General features: G+C 69.5%; 18 protein-coding genes. 9 read left to right on the plus strand and 9 right to left on the minus strand.

Features of this window, described 5'->3' with window-relative positions:
- The first annotated feature begins 4 nt into the window (after positions 1 to 4).
- The 3 genes from leuD to AC3ARF_RS12620 all read left to right on the plus strand — a co-directional run bounded on the left by leuD (position 5) and on the right by AC3ARF_RS12620 (position 2,439).
- Positions 5 to 595 (plus strand): 3-isopropylmalate dehydratase small subunit, encoded by a 591-nt coding sequence (gene leuD / locus AC3ARF_RS12610; protein WP_498928425.1) that lies wholly within the window; start codon positions 5 to 7, stop codon positions 593 to 595.
- Positions 585 to 1,673 (plus strand): 3-isopropylmalate dehydrogenase, encoded by a 1,089-nt coding sequence (gene leuB, locus AC3ARF_RS12615; protein WP_498928427.1) that lies wholly within the window; start codon positions 585 to 587, stop codon positions 1,671 to 1,673. Before leuD ends, leuB begins: the two co-directional genes overlap by 11 nt.
- Before the next feature lie 118 nt (positions 1,674 to 1,791).
- A complete protein-coding gene (locus AC3ARF_RS12620; protein WP_498928429.1) occupies positions 1,792 to 2,439 on the plus strand; it encodes a hypothetical protein in 648 nt (215 codons plus the stop codon).
- Positions 2,440 to 2,511: 72 nt separating this feature from the next.
- Here AC3ARF_RS12620 and AC3ARF_RS12625 read toward each other — a convergent pair whose 3' ends face one another.
- Together AC3ARF_RS12625 and AC3ARF_RS12630 are read right to left on the minus strand one after the other, a co-directional pair.
- Positions 2,512 to 5,676 (minus strand): efflux RND transporter permease subunit, encoded by a 3,165-nt coding sequence (locus tag AC3ARF_RS12625; protein WP_498928430.1) that lies wholly within the window; start codon positions 5,674 to 5,676, stop codon positions 2,512 to 2,514.
- A gap of 7 nt (positions 5,677 to 5,683) precedes the next feature.
- On the minus strand, positions 5,684 to 6,817 hold the full coding sequence (locus tag AC3ARF_RS12630; protein WP_498928432.1) for an efflux RND transporter periplasmic adaptor subunit: 1,134 nt from the start codon (positions 6,815 to 6,817) through the stop codon (positions 5,684 to 5,686).
- A 73-nt stretch (positions 6,818 to 6,890) separates the two neighbouring features.
- Here AC3ARF_RS12630 and AC3ARF_RS12635 point away from each other — a divergent pair, with 73 nt between their 5' ends.
- From AC3ARF_RS12635 to AC3ARF_RS12645, 3 genes are all read left to right on the plus strand, one after another.
- Entirely contained in the window at positions 6,891 to 7,556 is a 666-nt protein-coding gene (locus AC3ARF_RS12635) for a TetR/AcrR family transcriptional regulator (RefSeq protein WP_498928434.1), read from the plus strand.
- A 184-nt stretch (positions 7,557 to 7,740) separates the two neighbouring features.
- Entirely contained in the window at positions 7,741 to 8,394 is a 654-nt protein-coding gene (locus AC3ARF_RS12640; RefSeq protein WP_498928436.1) for a protein-L-isoaspartate O-methyltransferase family protein, read from the plus strand.
- A 12-nt stretch (positions 8,395 to 8,406) separates the two neighbouring features.
- Positions 8,407 to 9,846, plus strand: coding sequence for a TolC family outer membrane protein (locus AC3ARF_RS12645; RefSeq protein ID WP_498928438.1), 1,440 nt, complete (start codon positions 8,407 to 8,409; stop codon positions 9,844 to 9,846).
- A gap of 64 nt (positions 9,847 to 9,910) precedes the next feature.
- Here the strand turns inward: AC3ARF_RS12645 and waaA are convergent, their stop codons facing one another.
- Positions 9,911 to 11,215 (minus strand): lipid IV(A) 3-deoxy-D-manno-octulosonic acid transferase, encoded by a 1,305-nt coding sequence (gene waaA / locus AC3ARF_RS12650; RefSeq protein ID WP_498928440.1) that lies wholly within the window; start codon positions 11,213 to 11,215, stop codon positions 9,911 to 9,913.
- 76 nt (positions 11,216 to 11,291) lie between these two features.
- On the opposite strand from waaA, the gene lpxL reads away from it, so the two are divergent.
- Both lpxL and AC3ARF_RS12660 read left to right on the plus strand, forming a co-directional pair.
- Positions 11,292 to 12,206: an LpxL/LpxP family Kdo(2)-lipid IV(A) lauroyl/palmitoleoyl acyltransferase gene (gene lpxL / locus AC3ARF_RS12655; RefSeq protein WP_498928442.1), complete on the plus strand. Its 915-nt coding sequence runs from the start codon at positions 11,292 to 11,294 to the stop codon at positions 12,204 to 12,206.
- A 10-nt stretch (positions 12,207 to 12,216) separates the two neighbouring features.
- The gene (locus AC3ARF_RS12660) at positions 12,217 to 13,182 is read left to right on the plus strand and encodes a glycosyltransferase family 9 protein (protein WP_498928444.1); all 966 of its coding nucleotides are present in this window, start codon (positions 12,217 to 12,219) and stop codon (positions 13,180 to 13,182) included.
- Here the strand turns inward: AC3ARF_RS12660 and AC3ARF_RS12665 are convergent.
- The 6 genes from AC3ARF_RS12665 to AC3ARF_RS12690 form a co-directional block, all read right to left on the minus strand.
- Positions 13,122 to 14,450, minus strand: coding sequence for an O-antigen ligase family protein (locus tag AC3ARF_RS12665; protein ID WP_498931879.1), 1,329 nt, complete (start codon positions 14,448 to 14,450; stop codon positions 13,122 to 13,124). The genes AC3ARF_RS12660 and AC3ARF_RS12665 overlap by 61 nt on opposite strands.
- 10 nt (positions 14,451 to 14,460) lie before the next feature.
- Positions 14,461 to 15,576: a glycosyltransferase gene (locus AC3ARF_RS12670; protein WP_498928446.1), complete on the minus strand. Its 1,116-nt coding sequence runs from the start codon at positions 15,574 to 15,576 to the stop codon at positions 14,461 to 14,463.
- 26 nt (positions 15,577 to 15,602) lie between these two features.
- Positions 15,603 to 15,800, minus strand: a complete 198-nt coding sequence (locus AC3ARF_RS12675; RefSeq protein WP_498928448.1) for a zinc-finger domain-containing protein — start codon at positions 15,798 to 15,800, stop codon at positions 15,603 to 15,605.
- Between the two features lie 74 nt (positions 15,801 to 15,874).
- Positions 15,875 to 16,585, minus strand: coding sequence for a pirin family protein (locus tag AC3ARF_RS12680; RefSeq protein ID WP_498928450.1), 711 nt, complete (start codon positions 16,583 to 16,585; stop codon positions 15,875 to 15,877).
- A 33-nt stretch (positions 16,586 to 16,618) separates the two neighbouring features.
- Entirely contained in the window at positions 16,619 to 17,239 is a 621-nt protein-coding gene (locus AC3ARF_RS12685; protein WP_498928452.1) for a YceI family protein, read from the minus strand.
- Between the two features lie 30 nt (positions 17,240 to 17,269).
- A complete protein-coding gene (locus tag AC3ARF_RS12690; RefSeq protein ID WP_498928454.1) occupies positions 17,270 to 17,860 on the minus strand; it encodes a malonic semialdehyde reductase in 591 nt (196 codons plus the stop codon).
- 98 nt (positions 17,861 to 17,958) lie between these two features.
- Here AC3ARF_RS12690 and AC3ARF_RS12695 point away from each other — a divergent pair, with 98 nt between their 5' ends.
- A complete protein-coding gene (locus tag AC3ARF_RS12695; protein ID WP_498928456.1) occupies positions 17,959 to 18,960 on the plus strand; it encodes a mitochondrial fission ELM1 family protein in 1,002 nt (333 codons plus the stop codon).
- Positions 18,961 to 18,976: the final 16 nt, after the last annotated feature.

The following is an 18,976-nucleotide window of genomic DNA, read 5'->3' on the forward strand; positions in this document are numbered from 1 at the left end:
GCCCATGAGCGCCTTCACCCAGCTGCACTCGCGCACCTTGGTATTGCGCGAGCGCAACATCGATACCGACCAGATCATCCCCGCCCGCTTCCTCACCACCACCGAGCGCCAGGGCCTGGGCCAGCATGCCTTCAGCGACTGGCGCACGCTGCCCGACGGCACGCCCAACCCGCAGTTCCCATTCAACGATCCGGCCAACGATGGTGCGGCGATCCTCGTCGCCGGCCGCAATTTCGGCTGCGGGTCCTCGCGCGAACACGCGCCGTGGGCACTCACCGACCTGGGCCTGCGCGCGGTGATCAGCGCCGAGATCGCCGACATCTTCCGCAGCAACGCGCTGAAGAACGGCCTGCTGCCCGTGGTGCTCGAGGAGAAGGTGGTCGACGAACTGCTCGCCAATCCGGGGCTGGAACTGCACATCGACGTGGCCCGCCGCGAAGTGGTGCTGCCGGATTTCCGCACGTTCCGCTTTCCGCTGGACGCCTTCGCCCAGACCTGCCTGATCGAAGGCGTGGACCAGTTGGGTTACCTGCTCAAGCAGGCGCCGGCGATCAGCCGCTTCGAAGATTCATTGGAGGTGCAACATGCAAGCTGAGATCGTCGTCCTGCCCGGTGATGGCATCGGCCCCGAGGTGACCCGGGCGGCCGTGCGCGTGCTGCGCGCCGTCGGTGAACGCTACGGCCACCGCTTCACCACCCACGAGCACCTGATTGGCGGCGCGGCCATCGACGCCACCGGCGAACCCTTGCCGTCCGCGACACTGGGCGCCTGCCGCAAGGCTGACGCCGTGCTGCTCGGCGCCGTCGGTGGACCCAAGTGGTCGGACCCGCAGGCCAAGGTGCGCCCCGAGCAGGGGCTGCTGGCCATCCGCAAGGCGCTGGGCCTGTACGCCAACCTGCGTCCGGTCAAACCGCACCCGGCTGCGCTGGGGGCCTCGCCGATCAAGCCGCATCTGCTCAACGGCGTCGACCTGCTGGTCGTGCGCGAGCTCACCGGCGGCATCTACTTCGGCGACAAGACCCGCAGCGGCGACACGGCCAGCGACCTGTGCACCTACGCCGTCGCCGAGATCGAGCGCGTGGTGCGCCGCGCCTGCGAGCTGGCGCGCCACCGCCGCAGCCACGTGACCTCGGTGGATAAGGCCAACGTGCTGGAAACCTCGCGGTTGTGGCGCGAAACCGCCACGCGCATCGCCCGCGACGAGTTTCCGGACATCACCCTCGAGCACCAGTTGGTCGATTCCATGGCGATGCACCTGCTGGCCAAGCCGCGCGAGTACGACGTCATCGTGACCGAGAACATGTTCGGCGACATCCTCACCGACGAGGCCTCGATGCTGGCCGGCTCGCTGGGGCTGCTGCCGTCGGCCTCACTGGGCGAAGGCCGTGTCGGCCTTTACGAACCCATCCACGGCTCTGCGCCGGACATCGCCGGTCGCGGCATCGCCAACCCGTACGCGACCATCCTCAGCGTTGCGATGCTGCTGCGCCACTCGCTGGGACTGGAGGACGAGGCCACGTGCGTGGAGCTGGCCGTCTCGCGCGCGCTGGACGATGGCCAGTTCACCGGCGACCTCGCCGGCGGCCGCCCCGCCATCGGCACCGATGCGGCTGCCGCCGCGGTCATCCGCCAACTGCAGATCGAATGCCACGTGGTCGAGTTGCGCGACTGAGGGCCTGCTCGTGGTGCAGGGGTGGGGCCGACAGGGCTGGTGTCCTGAAACCGGTGGGGGCCTCTGGCTTCGTGCGCTTGATTTGCGTGGCACCTGCACCAGCGGCTACGGTGGCGCGATGAAGACTTCCCCGTGCCACTTTGCCCTCCCGCTGTCGCTTGCGCTGGCCATCACCGCCGGCTGCGCCACCGCGCTGTCCCCGCAAACAACGAGCGTCGCGTCGGTGCCGGCGTCGACCCGGACGCCAGCCGACGCCTTCCTCGACAACCTCACTCCGCTATGCGGGAAGGCATTCGCCGGCCGCATCGTCGTCGACACGCCGGCACCCACAGGCAATGATCCCTTCGTCGGCAAGCCGCTGGTGATGCACGTCCGCGAGTGCGATGCCGGCGTGATCCGCATTCCCTTCCATGTCGGCGACGACCGCTCGCGCACTTGGGTGCTCACCCGCACCGCCACTGGCCTGCGCCTGAAGCACGACCACCGCCACGCCGATGGCACCCCGGACGCCACCACGATGTACGGTGGCGACACCGCCAGCGCCGGCACTGCCGAGCGGCAGGAGTTCCCGGTCGACGCCGAGTCGCAGGCGCTGTTCACCCGCGAGGGGCGCACCGTGTCCAACACCAACACCTGGGCGATGGAGATCCGCCCCGGCCGCAGCTTCGTCTACGAACTGGCGCGTCCCGGCCGCCTGTTCCGCGTGGAATTCGACCTGACCCGGCCCATTGCCGCGCCGCCTGCGCCATGGGGCAGCAAGGACTGAACCCCAAGGAATGAAGGCGCCCACTTGGGCGCCTTCCTCATTGCGGCGTCCGCGCCACACGTATCGCCCGCGTTAGGCGCGCTCCGGCACCTTCACCCGGAACCACGCCGCATACAGCGCCGGCAGGAACAACAGCGTCAGCGCCGTGGCCACCAGCAGGCCACCCATGATCGCCACCGCCATCGGCCCGAAGAACGCGCTGCGCGACAGCGGGATCATCGCCAGGATGGCCGCCAGCGCGGTCAGCACGATCGGGCGGAACCGGCGCACCGTCGCTTCCACGATCGCCTGCCAAGGCTCGGCCCCGTCGGCGCGGTCGTGTTCGATCTGGTCAACCAGGATCACCGAGTTGCGCATGATCATGCCCGCCAGCGCGATCGTGCCCAGCATCGCCACGAAGCCGAACGGCACGCGGAACACCAGCAGGAACAGGGTCACGCCGATCAGCCCCAACGGTGCGGTCAGCAGCACCATCACGCTGCGCGAGAAGCTGCGCAACTGCAGCATCAGCAGGGTGAACACCACGAACAGGAACAGCGGCATGCCGGCATTGATCGAGTTCTGCCCGCGCGCAGAATCCTCCACCGTGCCACCGACCTTGATGGAATAGCCGTAGGGCAGCGTCGCGCGGATCGGATCCAGCGCAGGCGAGATCTGCGCCGCCACCGTCGCCGGCTGCGTGCCATCGTAGATGTCAGCGCGCACGGTCATCGTCGGCTCGCGGTCGCGGTGCCAGATGATGCCCTCCTCGAAGCCGTACTCCAGCGTGGCGATCTGGCTCAATGGCACGCTGCGCCCGCTGGCCGTGGGCACTGCCAGGCTACCCAGCATCGACAGGCTCAGGCGCTCTTCCTCCGGCCCGCGCAGCAGCATCTCGACGAGCTCATCGGCTTCGCGGTAGGTGCTCACATGCGAGCCCGACAGCGAACTCGAGAGGAACTGCGACAGCCCCGCCGAGCTGATGCCCAACGCGCGTGCGCGCTCCTGGTCGACCTGCAGGCGCACCACCTTGCTCGGCTCGTCCCAGTCCAGGTTCACGTTGGCCACGTGCGGGTTCTCGCGCAGCTTCTCCCGCACCTGGTACGCGATCGCACGTACGCGCTCGATGTGCTCACCCGACACGCGGAACTGCACCGGGTATCCGACCGGCGGTCCGTTCTCCAGCCGCGTGACGCGCAGCTGCAATTCGGGGAACTGTGGAATCACGTCCTTGATCAGCCAGTTGCGAACGGCTTCGCGTGCCTCCACGCTCTCGGGCATCAGCACGAACTGGGCGAAGTTGGCTGCCGGTAGCTGCTGGTCCAGCGGCAGGTAGAAGCGCGGCGACCCGGTGCCCACGTAGGCCACGTAGTTGGTCAGGTCCTTGCGCGACTTCAGGATTGCCTCCAGCCGCTCGGCCTGCGCCGTGGTCGCCTTCAGCGAACTGCCTTCGGCCAGCTCCATGTCCACCATCAGCTCCGGCCGGACCGAATCGGGGAAGAACTGCTGCGGCACGAACCGGAACATCAACACCGACAACACGAACGCGCCCGCGGTCACTGCCAGCACCGTCTTGCGGTAGCGCACGCACCACAGCACCCAGCCGCGGAAGCGCTGGTAGAAGCGGCTCGCGTAGGGGTCATGGGCGTGCCCGTCATGCGCTGGCTTGGGCGCGATCAGGTCATGGAACGCGGGGTGGCGGTCCGCCCACGCCATGCGCTTGCGATGCCACCAGCCAGCCAGCGTGCCCGGCGCCGGCGGCTGCCCGGCCTTCTGGAAGTCCGGCAGCAGCTTGTCGCCCAGGTATGGGATGAACATCACCGCCGCGACCCACGACACCAGCAGGGCGATGGTCACCACCTCGAACAGTGAACGCGTGTACTCGCCCGTGCTCGACTGCGCCGTGGCGATCGGCAGGAAGCCCGCGGCGGTGATCAGGGTGCCGGTCAGCATCGGGAACGCCGTGCTTTCCCACGCGAAGGCGGCCGCCTTCAGCCGGCTGAAGCCCTGCTCCATCTTGATCGCCATCATCTCCACGGCAATGATCGCGTCGTCGACCAGCAGGCCCAGCGCCAGCACCAGCGCACCGAGCGAGATCTTGTGCAGGCTGACACCGAACAGGTCCATGACCGCGAAGGTCATCGCCAGCACCAGGGGGATCGACAGCGCCACCACCAGGCCCGTGCGCAGCCCCAGCGAGAAGAAGCTCACCAGCAGCACGATGGCCACCGCCTCGCTCAGCACCTTCACGAATTCGCCGACCGATTCCGTCACCGCCGCGGGCTGGTCGGCGACCTTGCGCAGCTCCATGCCCGCCGGCAGCGTCTTCTGCAGCGCCGCGAACTCGGTTTCCAGCGTCTTGCCCAGTTCGAGGATGTCGCCGCCCTCCTTCATCGACACGCCGATGCCGATGGCGTCCTCGCCCATGAAGCGCATGCGCGGCGCCGGCGGATCGGAGAATCCACGACGCACCTCCGCCACGTCGCCGAGGCGGAACGTGCGGTCGCCGACCCGCACCGGGAACGCGCGGATCTCGTCCACCGAGCTGAACTTGCCACCCACGCGCAGCGCCACGCGCGAGCTTCCGGTTTCGAAGAAGCCTGCGGGCACCATCGCGTTCTGCTGGTCCAAGGCGTCCTTGACTGCGCTGACCGGCACCCCGAGCGTCGACAGCTTGGTGTTGGACAGCTCGATCCACACCTTCTCGTCCTGCACGCCGAACAGGTCGATCTTGCCCACGTCCGGCACGCGCTGCAGCGCCAGCTGCACGCGGTCGGCGTAGTCCTTCATCACCGCGTAGTCGAAGCCCTTGCCGGTCAGCGCGTAGATGTTGCCAAAGGTGTCGCCAAACTCATCGTTGAAGAAGGGCCCCACCGTATCTGCCGGCAGCAGCGGCTTGAGGTCGCCGACCTTCTTGCGCACCTGGTACCACAGTGGACCGATCTCCTTGCTGCGCATCGAGTCGCGCGCCATGAAGATCACCTGCGACTCGCCGGGCCGCGAGTACGAGCGGATGAACTCGTACTGCCCGGTTTCCATCAGCTTCTTCTCGATGCGTTCGGTGACCTGCTGCGAGACCTCCTCGGCGGTGGCACCCGGCCACAGCGTGCGCACCACCATCACCTTGAAGGTGAAGGCCGGGTCCTCGCTGCGGCCCAGCTTGAGATAGGAAAGCGTGCCGGCAATGGCCATCACCAGCATCAGGTACACGACCAGGCTGCGGTGGCGCAGCGCCCATTCGGACAGATTGAAACGCATGGCAGCCTCAGCGCGCGGTCGGGGCGGCGGCCGGCGTCAGCACCGGACGGTTGTCGCGGTCCACCGGGACCACCTTCTGCCCGGCGCGCAACAGATGGCCGCCCGCCGTGACTACCCAGTCACCCGCCACCAGGCCGCCGCGCACCGGCGCGCGATCGTCGCCATACGGCCCCAGCTGCACCGGACGCAATGTCAGCGTGGAGGTCTTGGCATCCACGACCAGCACCGCCGCGCCTTGGCCGCTGCGCTGCAGCGCCGACAGCGGCACGCTCAACGCGCCGTTGCCGTGCCGGGGCAGGTACACGCGCGCGCTCTGGCCGAGTTCCAACGCCCCCTCGGGCGCGGCCACGGTCACCCGCGCGGCGTAGGTGCGCGAGGCCGGATCGGCCGCTGGAGCGATCTCGCGTACCTTGCCCGGCCAACGCTCACCCGGTTTGGACCACACCTCCACCTGCACCGGCAGGCCTGGCTTCACCTCGGCCACCGCGCCCTCGGGCACGGCGAAGGCCACCTCGCGCACCCCGTCGGCGGCAAGGGAGAACACGGCCTGCCCGGCGGCAACCACCTGCCCGGCCTCGGCGCTGCGCGCGGCGATCACGCCATCGCGGGGTGCGCGCAGCCGGGTGTAGCCGGCCTGGTTGCGCGCCACGTCGAGGTTGGCGCGCGCGGCGTTGACCTGCCCCTGCGCGGCCGTCGCGGCGGCATTGGCCGCATCCAGCGCCGAGCGGCTGACCAGCTGCTGCCCCGCCAACTGCGCCAGCCGGGCCTGGTCGGCGCGCGCCCGACCCAACTCGGCCTGCGCAGCGGTGAGTTGCGCCTGCGCCGCGCGCGCCTGCGCCTGCAGGTCCCCCGCGTCGAGCACGGCCAATAGTTGGCCACCACGCACATGGTCACCCACGTCCACGTGTCGTTCGACAAGGTTGCCGCCGACGCGGAACGACAGCGGGCTCTCCTCGCGGGCGCGCACTTCCCCCGCAAAGGCCGCCACCGCGTGTGCGCTTTCGGTGGGATGCGCGACCAGTACCGGGCGGGGGGCCTCTTCGGGCGCCGCGTCCTTGCCGCAGGCCGCCAGCAAGAGCGCGGCGGCCAGGGCCGGGGCCACGGTTTGGAGGAGAGCGCCGTGGGGGTGGCGGCTGCGCATGGGGGCCTCAGGCTTAATTAATGAACTTGGCGGTACTGTATAAATATCGAACTCGTTAGTCTAGTATTCCTCCATGTCCGCCGAACGCAGTGCCGCCACCTCCGCCAAACCGTCGGGACCGGGCCGCCCCAAGGACCTGGGAAAGCGTGCCGCCATCCTTGGCGCAGCCACCCGCCTCTTCATCGAACAGGGTTTCGATGGCGTCAGCATGGACCAGATCGCAACCGCGGCCGGCGTGTCCAAGCTGACCGTGTACAGCCACTTCGGCGACAAGGAGACGCTGTTCGTGGCCGTCGCCCGCAGCTATTGCGAGCAGCAGGTGCCGTCGTCACTGTTCACCGCCGAGCCCGGCACGCCGGTGCGCGAGCGCCTGCTTGCCATTGCCCGCGCCTTCTACGCCATGGTCAGCAGCCCCGAGGCCATTGCCGGCCACCGCTTCCTGTGCAGCCCGCAGATGAGCGCTACCGCGCTCCCGCGGGTGTTCTGGGAGGGCGGGCCGATGCGGGTCCAGGGTGAGTTCGCGGCCCTGCTTGAGCGGCGCGTGGCCAGCGGCGAACTGGACATTCCCGATACCAACGTGGCCGCGGCCCAGTTCTTTACCCTGCTCAAGGGCGAACCGTACAACCAACTGGTGTTTGGCTGCTGCAGCGCCACGCCGGACGTGGAGGGCCACCTGCAGGCTTCGGTCGAGATGTTCCTGCGCGCCTACGCGCCCCGCGTGGATGCTTCAGGCGACTGATGGCGGACGGGGCGGCCCGGGCGCATTTGTGCCGCGCTCCCGGCTTGGTGCCGACAGTCCCGGTGACTTCCGGCACTCAGTCCACCGGCGCCCCTCCGGCGATCCTGTTCACCCCGGCCCTGCTTGCCGACACCCCGTCCACCGCCCGGTACAATTCGCGGTTCCACCCCCGCGAGACAGCACCATGACGATCGATTACGCCCACGCCCGTGAACTGATGGTCGAACAGCAGGTTCGGCCCTGGGACGTGCTCGATGCGCGGGTGCTCGAGGTGCTCGGCACGCTGCCGCGCGAGGACTTCATGCCGGCGGCGCAGCGCGCGCTGGCGTACACCGATGTGCCGCTGCCGCTGGGCGAAGGCCAATTCGCGCTGAAGCCGGTGATCGTCGGCCGCGTGCTGCAGGCGCTGGCGCTGGACGGCAGCGAGGACGTGCTCGAGATCGGCACCGGCAACGGCTATCTCACCGCATGCCTGGGCCGCCTCGCCCGCGACGTGGTCAGCGTCGAGCGCAACGCAACGCAGGCCGCCGCCGCGGAAGCCGCACTCAAGGCGCAGGGCCTGAACAACGTGCAGGTGGTCAACGCCGACGCGATGGCGTGGGACACGCCACGCAAGTTCAAGGCGATCTGCGTCACCGGCGCGGTCGATGCCATCCCGCAGAAGTTCATCCACTGGCTGGAGCCGGGCGGTCGCATGTTCATCGTGCGTGGCCGCTCGCCGGCCATGGAAGCCGTGTTGTTCCACAACGACGTCAACGGTCCGCGCATCCAATCGTTGTTCGAGACGGACCTCCCCTACCTTGCCGGCGCCGCGCCCGCGCCGGCCTTCGAGTTCTAAAAGGACCCCCGCATGATCCGTCGCCCGCTCGTACTCGCCCTGGCTGCCGCCGTCGGCACCGCCACCCTGCTGCCGGCCACCGCTTCGGCGGAAGACCTGATGCAGACCTACGAGCTGGCACGGGCCGGCGACCCGCAGTTCGCCGCCGCCGAATCCAACCGCCTGGCCACCCGGGAAGGCGCGGTGCAGGCGCGGGCGGCGATGCTGCCGCAGATCAATGGCAGCGCCACGCTGCAGCGGTCGCGCAGCGAGGGACCGGCGAGCCAGACCCAGTTCGACCCGGACACCGGCTCGCAGATCCGCTTCACCGGCGACAGCGAGACGGAGACCACCTCGCGCCGGATTGGCGTGAACCTGGACCAGATGGTCTATGACCACTCGCGTTTCACCACGCTCAAGGGCCAGCGGGCGCTGAGCCGCGCGGGTGATTTCACCCTGGCGGCCGAGGGCCACTCGCTAATCACCCGCACCTCCGCCGCCTATTTCAACGTGCTGGTGCAGTTGGAAACGCTGGCGGCGGCCGAGGCCGCGGAAACCGCACTGAAGAAGCAGTTCGACTACGCCTCCAAGCGCCTGGAAGTCGGCCTGGCGCCGATCACCGACGTGCACGAGGCCCGCGCCCAGTTCGACAGCGCGCGCGCCAACACCATCCTCGCCCGCAACGCGGTCGAGGATGCCTACCAGGCGCTGTCGGAAATCACCGGCCAGCCGATCCGCACGCTGAAGGCCCTGCCCGACGACTTCCAGCCGAGCGCGCCGGAAGGCCGCGACCTCGAAGGCTGGGTGCAGGCGGCGCGGGAGAACAACCCGGCACTTGCCGCCACCCAGGCCCGCGTGGATGCCGCCAATGCCAGCGTGGACACCGCGCGTGCCGGCCATCTTCCGACGCTGTACGCCGGCGCCGGCTACAACGACAGCAAGAGCTGGGGTGAGAACACCTTCAGCGGCACCTTCGGGGGCAACCAGTTCTCTTCCACCAACCCGATCGACAATGAAAGCCGCGGTCCGTCCGTCGGCCTGACCCTGTCGGTGCCGATCTTCTCCGGCGGCGCCACCCAGTCACGCGTGCGCCAGGCGCTGGCCGAGCGCGACGCCGCCCAGGATGGCCTGGAGCAGCAGAAGCGCGCGCTGGAACGCAGCACGCGCAACGCGTACCAGACGGTGATTGCCGGCATCAGCGAAGTCGAAGCGCGCCGGCTCGCGCTGGTCTCGGCGCAGAGCGCGTATGACGCCTCGCAGGTCGGCCTGGAAGTGGGCACCCGCACCGTGCTGGACGTGCTCAACAACCAGCGCAACCTGTTCAATGCACAGCTTGCCTTCGCGCAGGCCAAGTACAACTTCCTGCAGAGCCGCCTGACCCTCGAGCAGGCGGCGGGCACGCTCGACGCCGAGGACCTGCAGGACGTCAACCGCCTGCTGACGGTGGAGGTTCAGGCGCCCGTGGCGCCCTGACCGTCGGCGCCGCGAGGCCGATCCCGCCCGCCGAACGGCCCGCCTGGTGCGGGCCGTTCGCGTTTCAGCCCGCTGGTGGGGGCGGCAACGCCGGTTGCAGCAGGATCAGCGTCTGCGCCAGCGCGCCTCGTCCACGCTCCACGAGGCGACGTCCCGCCTCGGTCATGCGGTCGCGTTCAGCGGTATCGGCAAGTAGGTCAGAAAGCGCCGCGCCAACCGCATCGGCATCCTGACCCACGCGCAGCGCGCCGACCTCGTCCAAGCGGCGCGAGATCTCGACGAAGTTGTGCAGGTGCGGCCCGGTGACGATTGCCACGCCCGCCGCCGCGGGCTCCAGCAGGTTGTGCCCGCCAATGGCCTGCAGGCTGCCGCCCACGAAGGCCACATCGGCGCAAGCGTAGAAATGCAGCAGCTCGCCGAGCGTGTCGATCACGAACACGTCATCGCTTGCGCCTGGGCAGCGGGAGCGCGAGCGCGTCGATACCGTCCAACCCAGTGCCCGCGCACTCTCGACCACAATGCGGAACCGCTCCGGATGCCGCGGCGCCCACAGCAGCAGCAGGTCCGGATGCTGCGCCCGAAGTTGTCGATGGATCGCCAGCACGGCCGCTTCCTCGTCGGGATGCGTGCTGGCAGCGATCCACGCCGGCCGAACGCCGGCGGACGCGCGGCATTCGCGCGAGAATGCGTCGAGTGTGTCGGGGATCGCCACGTCGAACTTGAGGTTGCCCACTTCGGCCACCTGCTCGCTCCGCGCACCCAGCCGCACGAACCGGATCGCGTCCGCCGCCGACTGCGCGGCCACCTTCGACACAGTGCGAAGTGCGCGCCCCACCAGCGGCGCCAGCGCGCGATAGCCCTTCAGCGAGCGCGCCGACAGGCGGGCGTTGAGGATGAACGTGGGCACGCCGTGGTCGCGACAGCCGAACAGCAGGTTCGGCCACAGCTCGGTTTCCATGATCAGCGCCGCGCACGGGCGGTAATGCCGGAGGAAGCGGCCCACCGCACCCGGAAGGTCGTAGGGCAGGTAGACGTGCTCGACGTCGTCACCCCATAGCGCCAGCACCCGTTCGGACCCGGTGGGGGTGATGGTGGTGACCAGCAGGCGCAGGTCCGGACGCACCCGGCGCAGCGCGTTCACCAGCGGCACCGCGGCGTTGACCTCGCCCACCGACACGGCATGCACCCACAGTGTGCGCGCGAAGGGGGTCGCACCGCGGTACCGGGCATAGCGCTCCGGCCAGCGATGGAAGTACGCCGGTTGGCGGAAGCCGCGCCACACCAGGTGATAGAGGGTAATCGGCACCAACACGTAAAGCGCGGCCGAATACAGGCCGCGCAGCAGGCGCTCGATGGGGTCTGTCCGCATCGCGAAAGGATAACGAAGCCGGCCCCGCCGTGGTGCGACGCCGGCATCACCGTCGACGCGACGGTAGAATCGGCGGATGTCCACACCGTCCGCGATGCCCTCGCCGCCCCTTGCGCCCCGCCACTGGCCGACCTGGCTGGGCATTGGCACGCTGGCCGCGCTGGCGCGCATCCCGTGGCCGGTGCAGCGTGCCATGGGCCGTGCGATGGGCCACGTGCTGCGCCTGGCCCTGCCCGCGCGACGGCGCATCGCCGAGCGCAACATTGCCCTGTGTTTCCCCGAACTCGACCAAGGCGCGCGCGATGTGCTGCTGCGCCGTCACTTCGGCGCCCTGGGCATCGGCGTATTCGAATTTGCGCGCGCCTGGTGGGGGTCGGTGGCGCCGTTGCGCCGCGGTCTGGTGGTGGAAGGCCTGGAACACATCCAGCAGGCGCATGCCGCGGGCCGAGGGGTGATCGTCGTATCCGGCCACTTCACCACGCTGGAGGTATGCGGCCGGCTGATGTGCGACTTCGTGCCGCTCGCGGGCATGTACCGGCCGCATGCCGAACCGGCGATGGAGTGGGCCGTGAAGCGCGGTCGCCTGCGCTACGCCGCGGCGATGTTCACCAAATCCGAACTGCGACCGGTCGTGAAGCACCTCAAGCAGGGCGGGCTGCTGTGGTACGCGCCCGACCAGGACCCCAGCCGCGGCGACGCCGTGTACGTGCCGTTCTTCGGTCGTCCCGCCCACAGCCTCACTTCGACCCACCAACTCGCGCGCCTGTCCGGCGCCGCGGTGATCGCCTACGGCCATGAACGCCGCGCCGATGGCGGCTACACCCTGCGCCTGTCCCCGGTGTTCGAGGGTTTCCCGTCAAACGATGCCACCGCCGACACCGCGCGGGTGATGGCGGCGATCGAAGCGATGGCGCGGCGCGCACCCGAGCAGTACCTGTGGATCCACCGCCGCTTCAAACGCCAGCCGGATGGCACATCACTCTACGAATGAGATGCAACCCATGGATGACCGCGGCAACGTACTGGTGATCAAGCTCGGGGCGCTGGGCGACATCGTGTTCGCCGACGGCGCGCTGCGAGACATCCGCGCACGGCACCCCGACGCGAACATCACGCTGTTGACCCGCCGCGGGTTTGCCGCGCTGATGCAACGCTGCCCGTGGGTCGACACGGTGATCGCGGACGATAACGCACCGCGCTGGCGCCTGGATCGCATGCTTGCCCTGCGCGAACGACTGGCCACGGGCTCCTTCGCCCACGTCTATGACCTGCAGAACTCACGGCGCACGCGGTTCTACCGACGCTGGCTCTCGCCGCCGGGCGCCCGATGGTCCCAGGAGCCACCCGATACTCCCAAGGCAGGGGCCGTCACGAGCCGCCATGCCACGCAACTGAAAGAGGCCGGCGTTCCCGTCAGACATTGCGAGCATCCGTCGCCGGGCTGGATTGCCGACGACGTCGCGCCGCTCCTGCGCGAAGCGGGTGTCCGCGCCCCCTTCGTCGTGTTGCTACCCGGCTCGTCGGCGCGGAACCCGCACAAGCGCTGGCCGCATTACGCCCGGTGCTCGCAGCTGCTGGACCAGCAGGGACTGTGCGTGGTCACCGTTCCGGGCATCGATGAACCCGATCTGGGCGAAGGGTTTGCGGGAACTGTGTTGAGGACTCCGCACAGGGTCCTGAACCTGCATGAGCTGGCCGGCGTGCTCAAAGCCGCTTGCCTGGTGATAGGTAACGACAGCGGCCCCACGCACCTGGCGGCGTGCCTGGGTACCCGTTGCGTGGTCCTGTTCGATAGTCGCAACCCGGCACGCGTCAGCACCGGCGTCGAGGCGCGTGACGCAATTTGCCTCACCGCCAGTCCACTGGCCTCGCTCCCGGCCGAAAATGTCGTCGAGACCGCGTTGCGTCAGTTGTCGCTGGCGGAGACCGAGGCGTCGGCCGACTTGGCCAACAGGCTGCCGGCGTAAAGCGCCGCCAAAAGCAACGTGAACCCACCCCAGAAGGTCGAATAGAACGCCAGGTGGGTGTTCAGCGGAAACACCGTCACGCCCAGGGCCAGCATCGCCGGGCGCGCCCGCTCGCGCGCGGCCGCTGGCGAGAAGCGCCAGGCTCGCCACGCCATCGCCGCACCGGCGAGCCACATCAGCAGGCCAAAACCCCCTGTTTCGCTGAGGATTTCCAACACAATCTGGTGGGCGTGGAACGCGGGGCCCTCTCCCCATGCCGCCGGCTTCCCGCGCTCGGCGTCACAGGCCGGAAATGCATCCCGGAAGCCGCGCGCGCCGACACCATTGAAGGGATGCTCGCGCGCCATGCACGCGGCGGCGGACCAGATCCGCGCCCGGCCCGACAAGGCCATGTCGACCCCCGACTCATCGGCATTCAACGCATGCGCGGTGCGCGCCAACCGTTCGCGCACCAGAGGTGAGCCGACGCCGAGTGCGACCAGCGCCATCGCGCCGAACGCCAACGTCAGTGCCAGTTTCTTCCAGCCCAGCAGCCGCCAGCCCGAGAACACCAGCACCAAGGCGAAGGTCAGCCAGGCGGCACGCGCACCCGCCAGCATCACCACCAGCCCCACCAGCGCTGCCGAAGCCATCCAACCCGGAGTCCCGAATCGGTTGGCGGCCGCATACAGCAGGAAGGGGGAGAGGCTGGCCACCACCACGCCCAGCTTGAGGTTGCACGGGCCGAGCACGCCGCTGAGCCGGTCCAGGGCTGCCACCTCGGCGGCACTGCACATGCCATGTCCGCTGATCGCGTGCTTGATCGCGTCGATGCCGAAGAACAAGGGGCTGGTACCCACCGCTGCCTGCAGCAGCGCATCCACCACCCACACGGCAAGGATCACCGCCAGGCCACCGAAGGTCACCCGCCGCCCGCGCTCGTTGGCCACGGCCGACGCAGCGAGCCACAGGAACGGCAGGTAGCGCAGGTCTTCCACGGCTTGGCTAAAAGCATGGGCCCGATCGACGGCATCGAACGCCGACACCAGTTCCGGCAGCCAGTAGGCGAAGAACAGCACGCTGGTCAACGCCCACGCCTGGTGGCTCAACAACTGGTCGCCGCCCCGGAAGCGCGACAACAACAGCTTGCCCAGCGCCACCAGCGCGCCCAGCGCAAGCACCGCCTCGGCATAACCGGGGGCGGGCCACAGCGCCACGTGCGCCAGGATCCATGCCGGGGCCCAGCGCCACCCTTGCACCGGTTGCGGGCGAACGCCGGCGGCCGGCATCGGGCCCGGGTCAGTGGACAAGTTCGGCGTAGACGGCAAGCGTGGCCTCCTGCATCGCAAGCAAGGTGTGCGGCATCGTAACGGGTGGCGAAGGCGGATGGGTGAGCAGGCGGAGCGCGGTGGCCTGCAACGCGTCGCGCTCGAACGGCGGCACCGCGCCCTCGGGCTGCAGCGTGCGCAGCAGTTCGCCAACCCCACCGTGGCCCCAGCCCAGAACGGGACGGCCCACTGCCAACGCCTCGACCACGGTGCGGCCAAACGCCTCCGGCTTGCGCGAGAGTTGCAGCACCAGCGCACTGGCCGCGTAGGCGCGGGCGATGGCATCGGTGGGCGGGGTGAAGGCCACGCGGTCAGCGATGCCGAGGCGCGCGGCTTCGGCTTCCAGCTCGGCGATGTAGGCCTCACGACCGGCTTCGCGCGCACCGGGCAGCCACAGGCGGGTCCCGCAGCCGGCTGCCTTCATGTCTGCCAGCAAGGCCAGGGCATCACCGTGGCCCTTGAGCCGCGTGCCACGCCCCGGCAGCAGCAGCAACGGCGCCTCTCCGGCCAAGGCCGGGTGTTGTGTCGCTGCCCATGCGCGGGCCTGCGCGTCCACCGGCGCCACGCGTGCAAATGCCGCTGGGTCAATGCCGCGCGGGATCACCCGCAGGTTGTCGCGAGGGGTATTGGGGTAGTGCCGCAGCACGTACTCGCGCACCGTGTCGGACACGCAGATCACACGCTCGCCGCTGGCCATCACGGCGCTGTAGCGAGAGGGCGAATTCAGGCCGTGCACCGTGGTGACCCAATGCGGTCGCGAAGCGCTTGGCAAACCGCGCAATGCCAGTCGCCCGACCCACGCCGGCAGGCGCGAGCGTGCATGCACGATGTCCACGCCTTCGCGCTGCAACAATGCGCGCAGCGTGCGCACGTGGCGCAGGGTCAGCAGGGATTTGCGGCCGATATCCAGCGCCACGTGTTCGGCGCCACTGGCCAGCAGGCGCGGCACTAGCCGTCCGCCCGCGGACACGACGATCGCGCGGTGGCCGGCCGCGACCAACGCCTGCGCGATTTCCAGCGTGGAGCGCTCCACCCCGCCGGACTCCAGCGCGGGCAGCAGTTGCACGACGGTCAGGCGCGCGGACACGCGTCGTTGCCGCGTGCGATCCGGATTCAGTCTTCCAGCACGTAGTGCGCGCCGCAGTACGGGCACTGGCACTCGCGCTCCGCCTCGACTGGCAGGTACACGCGCGGGTGCGAGTTCCACAGCGCCATCGACGGCAGCGGGCAGCTCAGCGGCAGGTCGCTGCGGTGCACGACGTAGCGCTGCTCGGCGTTGGCCTGGGTGGGATGGGCGTTGGCTGCGGTCATGGCGATGGTGGAAACGATGCGGCTCGGACTTGCAGTTTACCAGTGGACGCCAGCGCCCGGCCGCTGGCAAAGACTCAGCGCGGCAGGTCGAACAGCAGCACGTCGGCGCGGCCAGCCCCGCGGCCGCTCAGTTGCACGCGGCCCGCTTCGTCGGAAAAGCCCAGGGCATCCCCGGCGAGAAGGGGGCGGCCATTGGCCTCTATCTCTCCGCTGGCTACATGCAGCCAGTACAGGCGGCCCGGTTCCAGCGCGTAGTCGACGGCTTCATCAAGGGCCACTAGCGTGCCCAGCACCCGCGCATCCTGGCGGATCGGCAGGCCGCCCTCCATGCCATCGCGCGAGGCCAGTGCCGCCCAGCGGCCGTGGCGGTCGGCCGGGTCGAAGGCCTGTTGCGCATAGGTCGGCGCGGCATTCACCCGGTCGGGTTGGATCCAGACCTGCAGGAAATGCACCGGCGCGTCCGGAGACGCGTTGAACTCGCTGTGCTCCACGCCGTGGCCGGCGCTCATCCACTGCAGCTCGCCCGGCTTTATCACGCCCCCGCCGCCGCTGCTGTCCTGGTGCGACAGCCCGCCCTCCAGCACGTAGCTGAGGATTTCCATGTTGGCGTGGCGGTGTGGCGGGAAGCCCGCGCCGGGGGCGACGCGGTCTTCGTTGATCACCCGCAGCGGGCCGAAGCCCATCCAGGCCGGGTCGTAGTAGTGGCCGAACGAGAACGTGTGCCGGCTCTCGAGCCAGCCCGCGCGCACATGGCCGCGGGCCGAGGATGGGCGTTCGATGATCATCCGTGCAGTTTAGATGATCACCCGCGCGGCGGATTACTTCCGCTTGGCCTTGCCCTTGGCAGCCGGCGCGGCGGCTTCGACCTTCGGGCCCAGCGCTTCGGTGGTGATGCGGATGGTCACCTCGTCGCTGACGTTGGGGGCGTACAGGCCCACGCCGAAGTCGGTGCGCTTGATGGTGGTGGTGGCGTCGAAACCGGCGGCCAGCTTCTTGGCCATCGGCTGCTCGCCGATCTTGTTGATGGTCACGTCCAGCACCACCGGCTTGGTGGTTTCCTTGATGGTCAGGTCGCCGAACACGCGGAGCTTGCCGTCGCCAGCGGCCTCGACCTTGGTGCTCTTGAAAGTGATGGCCGGGTACTTGGCGGCGTCGAAGAAGTCGGCGCTGCGCAGGTGCTCGTCGAACGCGCCGACGTGCGAGTTCAGGCCGGCCAGCGGGATGGTCACGTTGACCGACGACTGCCCGACGTTGTCGGCGTCATGGACGATGGTGCCGTCGACTTGGCCGAAGTGGGCGATCGGGTTGGAGAAGCCGAAGTGGTTCCAGCTGGCGGTCACGTCGGTGTGGTTGGGGTCCATCTTGTAGCTGACCGGCGCGGCGAAGGCGGCGGTGCTGGCGGCGAAGAGGGCGGTGGCAAGAACGAGGCGCTTGAACATGGGGGGTGGGCTCCGGGCGGGGGGTTGGGGTCAGAGAATCTGCGCGGCTTCGTCGAACGGCAGGCGCGGCGAGCGCGGGAACAGCTTGGCCGCATCGCCGTAGCCCAGATTGATGAGGAAGTTGGACTTGATCCGGGTGCCGGCGAAGAACGCCGCGTCGACCTTGGCGTTGTCGAAGCCGGACATCGGCCCGCAGTCCAGGCCAAGCGCACGGGCGGCGAGGATCAGGTAGGCACCCTGCAGGCTGCCGTTGCGCAGGCAGATGGTCTCCAGCACGTCGTCGGGCTTGGTGTCGAACCAGCCCTTGGCGTCGGTGTGCGGGAACAGGTACGGCAGCTTCTCGAAGAAGGCCAGGTCGTAACCGACGATCACGGTGACCGGCGCGGCCATGGTCTTGGCGTAGTTGCCCTCATCCAGGGCCGGGCCGAGCTTGGCCTTGGCCTCGGCGGACTTCACGAAGACGAAGCGCGCCGGCGAGGAGTTGGCGCTGGTCGGGCCCCACTTGGCCAGTTCGTACAGCTGGCGCAGGGTGTCGTCGCTCACGTCGCCGCCCAGTTCGTTGTGGGTGCGGGCGGTGGTGAACAGTTGCTCGAGCGACGCGGTGGGCAGGGTCCGGGACATCAGTATCTCCATGGGTGCCGCGCCGGGTGACGCGACCGATGGTGGAAAGTGTAGAGTCTCGCGAGCAGCGACACAGTGACGCCTTCCGGAACGGATTGATGACAAACGTGCAACAACCAGACCGGGTTGAGGGTCCCGGACGCGCGCATGCCACCGCCTGGACCCTGACCGACGGTGCCGCGGGCAATGTGCGCCAGGCGGAGGCCCTGGCCGCGGCGATGGGCGCGGGAGCCACGGCCTGGGCGCTGCAGGCGCGCGCGCCCTGGCGCTGGCTGGCCCCGCGCCGCCTGCCGGGTGCCCGCCTGGCCTTCGGGCCGGCATTTGCCGCCGCGCTGGAACAGCCGCCGCCGCTGGTGATCGGCTGTGGGCGGCAGGCCGCGCTGGCGACCCGGCTGGCGCGCGCGCGCGGCGCGCGGGCGGTTCAGATCCTCGATCCGCGCCTGGATCCCGCGCACTGGGACCTGCTGGTCGTACCCAGCCATGACGGGCTGCGTGGCGACAACGTCATCCCGGTGATCGGCAGCCTGCATCCGGTGGATGACCTGTGGCTGGCCGCGGCCCGTCGCGACTTCGCGCACCTGGGCACGTTGCCGGGCCCGCGCACCGCGGTCCTGGTGGGTGGAGCGACCCACGCGGGCGACTTCGACATGGGCGAGTTCGACCATTGGCTGGCCGCACTGGCGGCCCACGTCCGGGGCGAGGGCGGCAGCGTGCTGGCCAGTACCTCGCGGCGCACCCCGGCCGCGGCGGTCGCCCGGTTGCAGGCGCGGCTCGACGGGGTGCCGGGCGTGGTGTGGACAGGGCCGTCCGGCGATGCCGCGCCCAACCCCTACGCCGGGCTGCTGGGCTGGGCCGACCGGATCGTGTGCACCGCGGATTCGGTGAACATGCTGTCGGAAGCCGCGGCGACCAACGTCCCCGTGTATGTGGCCGGCGAGGCGCAGGGTCGGCCGGGACGGTTCGTCGAGCAACTGCAGGCCCTGGGCCGGGTGCGGCCATGGACCGAGCAGCCGGAAGCTTTCGCGGTGACCGCCCTGCGCGAGACCGCCCGGGTCGCCGCCGAGGTGCGGCAACGGCTCGGCTGGAACGCGCCGGACTGAGCAAGGTCGACGCCGG

The organism is Lysobacter sp. KACC 24251 (genome assembly GCF_057747755.1).

What these genes read in the sequence shown, in the direction of transcription:
- lpxL (WP_498928442.1), top strand. Translation starts at nt 11,292, where the DNA reads ATGTCCACACCGTCCGCGATGCCCTCGCCGCCCCTTGCGCCCCGCCAC.
- AC3ARF_RS12685 (WP_498928452.1), bottom strand. Translation starts at nt 17,239, where the DNA reads ATGTTCAAGCGCCTCGTTCTTGCCACCGCCCTCTTCGCCGCCAGCACC.
- AC3ARF_RS12680 (WP_498928450.1), bottom strand. Translation starts at nt 16,585, where the DNA reads ATGATCATCGAACGCCCATCCTCGGCCCGCGGCCATGTGCGCGCGGGC.
- AC3ARF_RS12675 (WP_498928448.1), bottom strand. Translation starts at nt 15,800, where the DNA reads ATGACCGCAGCCAACGCCCATCCCACCCAGGCCAACGCCGAGCAGCGC.
- AC3ARF_RS12690 (WP_498928454.1), bottom strand. Translation starts at nt 17,860, where the DNA reads ATGTCCCGGACCCTGCCCACCGCGTCGCTCGAGCAACTGTTCACCACC.
- waaA (WP_498928440.1), bottom strand. Translation starts at nt 11,215, where the DNA reads ATGCGGACAGACCCCATCGAGCGCCTGCTGCGCGGCCTGTATTCGGCC.
- AC3ARF_RS12620 (WP_498928429.1), top strand. Translation starts at nt 1,792, where the DNA reads ATGAAGACTTCCCCGTGCCACTTTGCCCTCCCGCTGTCGCTTGCGCTG.
- AC3ARF_RS12640 (WP_498928436.1), top strand. Translation starts at nt 7,741, where the DNA reads ATGACGATCGATTACGCCCACGCCCGTGAACTGATGGTCGAACAGCAG.
- AC3ARF_RS12625 (WP_498928430.1), bottom strand. Translation starts at nt 5,676, where the DNA reads ATGCGTTTCAATCTGTCCGAATGGGCGCTGCGCCACCGCAGCCTGGTC.
- AC3ARF_RS12635 (WP_498928434.1), top strand. Translation starts at nt 6,891, where the DNA reads ATGTCCGCCGAACGCAGTGCCGCCACCTCCGCCAAACCGTCGGGACCG.
- AC3ARF_RS12695 (WP_498928456.1), top strand. Translation starts at nt 17,959, where the DNA reads ATGACAAACGTGCAACAACCAGACCGGGTTGAGGGTCCCGGACGCGCG.
- AC3ARF_RS12665 (WP_498931879.1), bottom strand. Translation starts at nt 14,450, where the DNA reads ATGCCGGCCGCCGGCGTTCGCCCGCAACCGGTGCAAGGGTGGCGCTGG.
- leuD (WP_498928425.1), top strand. Translation starts at nt 5, where the DNA reads ATGAGCGCCTTCACCCAGCTGCACTCGCGCACCTTGGTATTGCGCGAG.
- AC3ARF_RS12645 (WP_498928438.1), top strand. Translation starts at nt 8,407, where the DNA reads ATGATCCGTCGCCCGCTCGTACTCGCCCTGGCTGCCGCCGTCGGCACC.
- leuB (WP_498928427.1), top strand. Translation starts at nt 585, where the DNA reads ATGCAAGCTGAGATCGTCGTCCTGCCCGGTGATGGCATCGGCCCCGAG.
- AC3ARF_RS12630 (WP_498928432.1), bottom strand. Translation starts at nt 6,817, where the DNA reads ATGCGCAGCCGCCACCCCCACGGCGCTCTCCTCCAAACCGTGGCCCCG.
- AC3ARF_RS12660 (WP_498928444.1), top strand. Translation starts at nt 12,217, where the DNA reads ATGGATGACCGCGGCAACGTACTGGTGATCAAGCTCGGGGCGCTGGGC.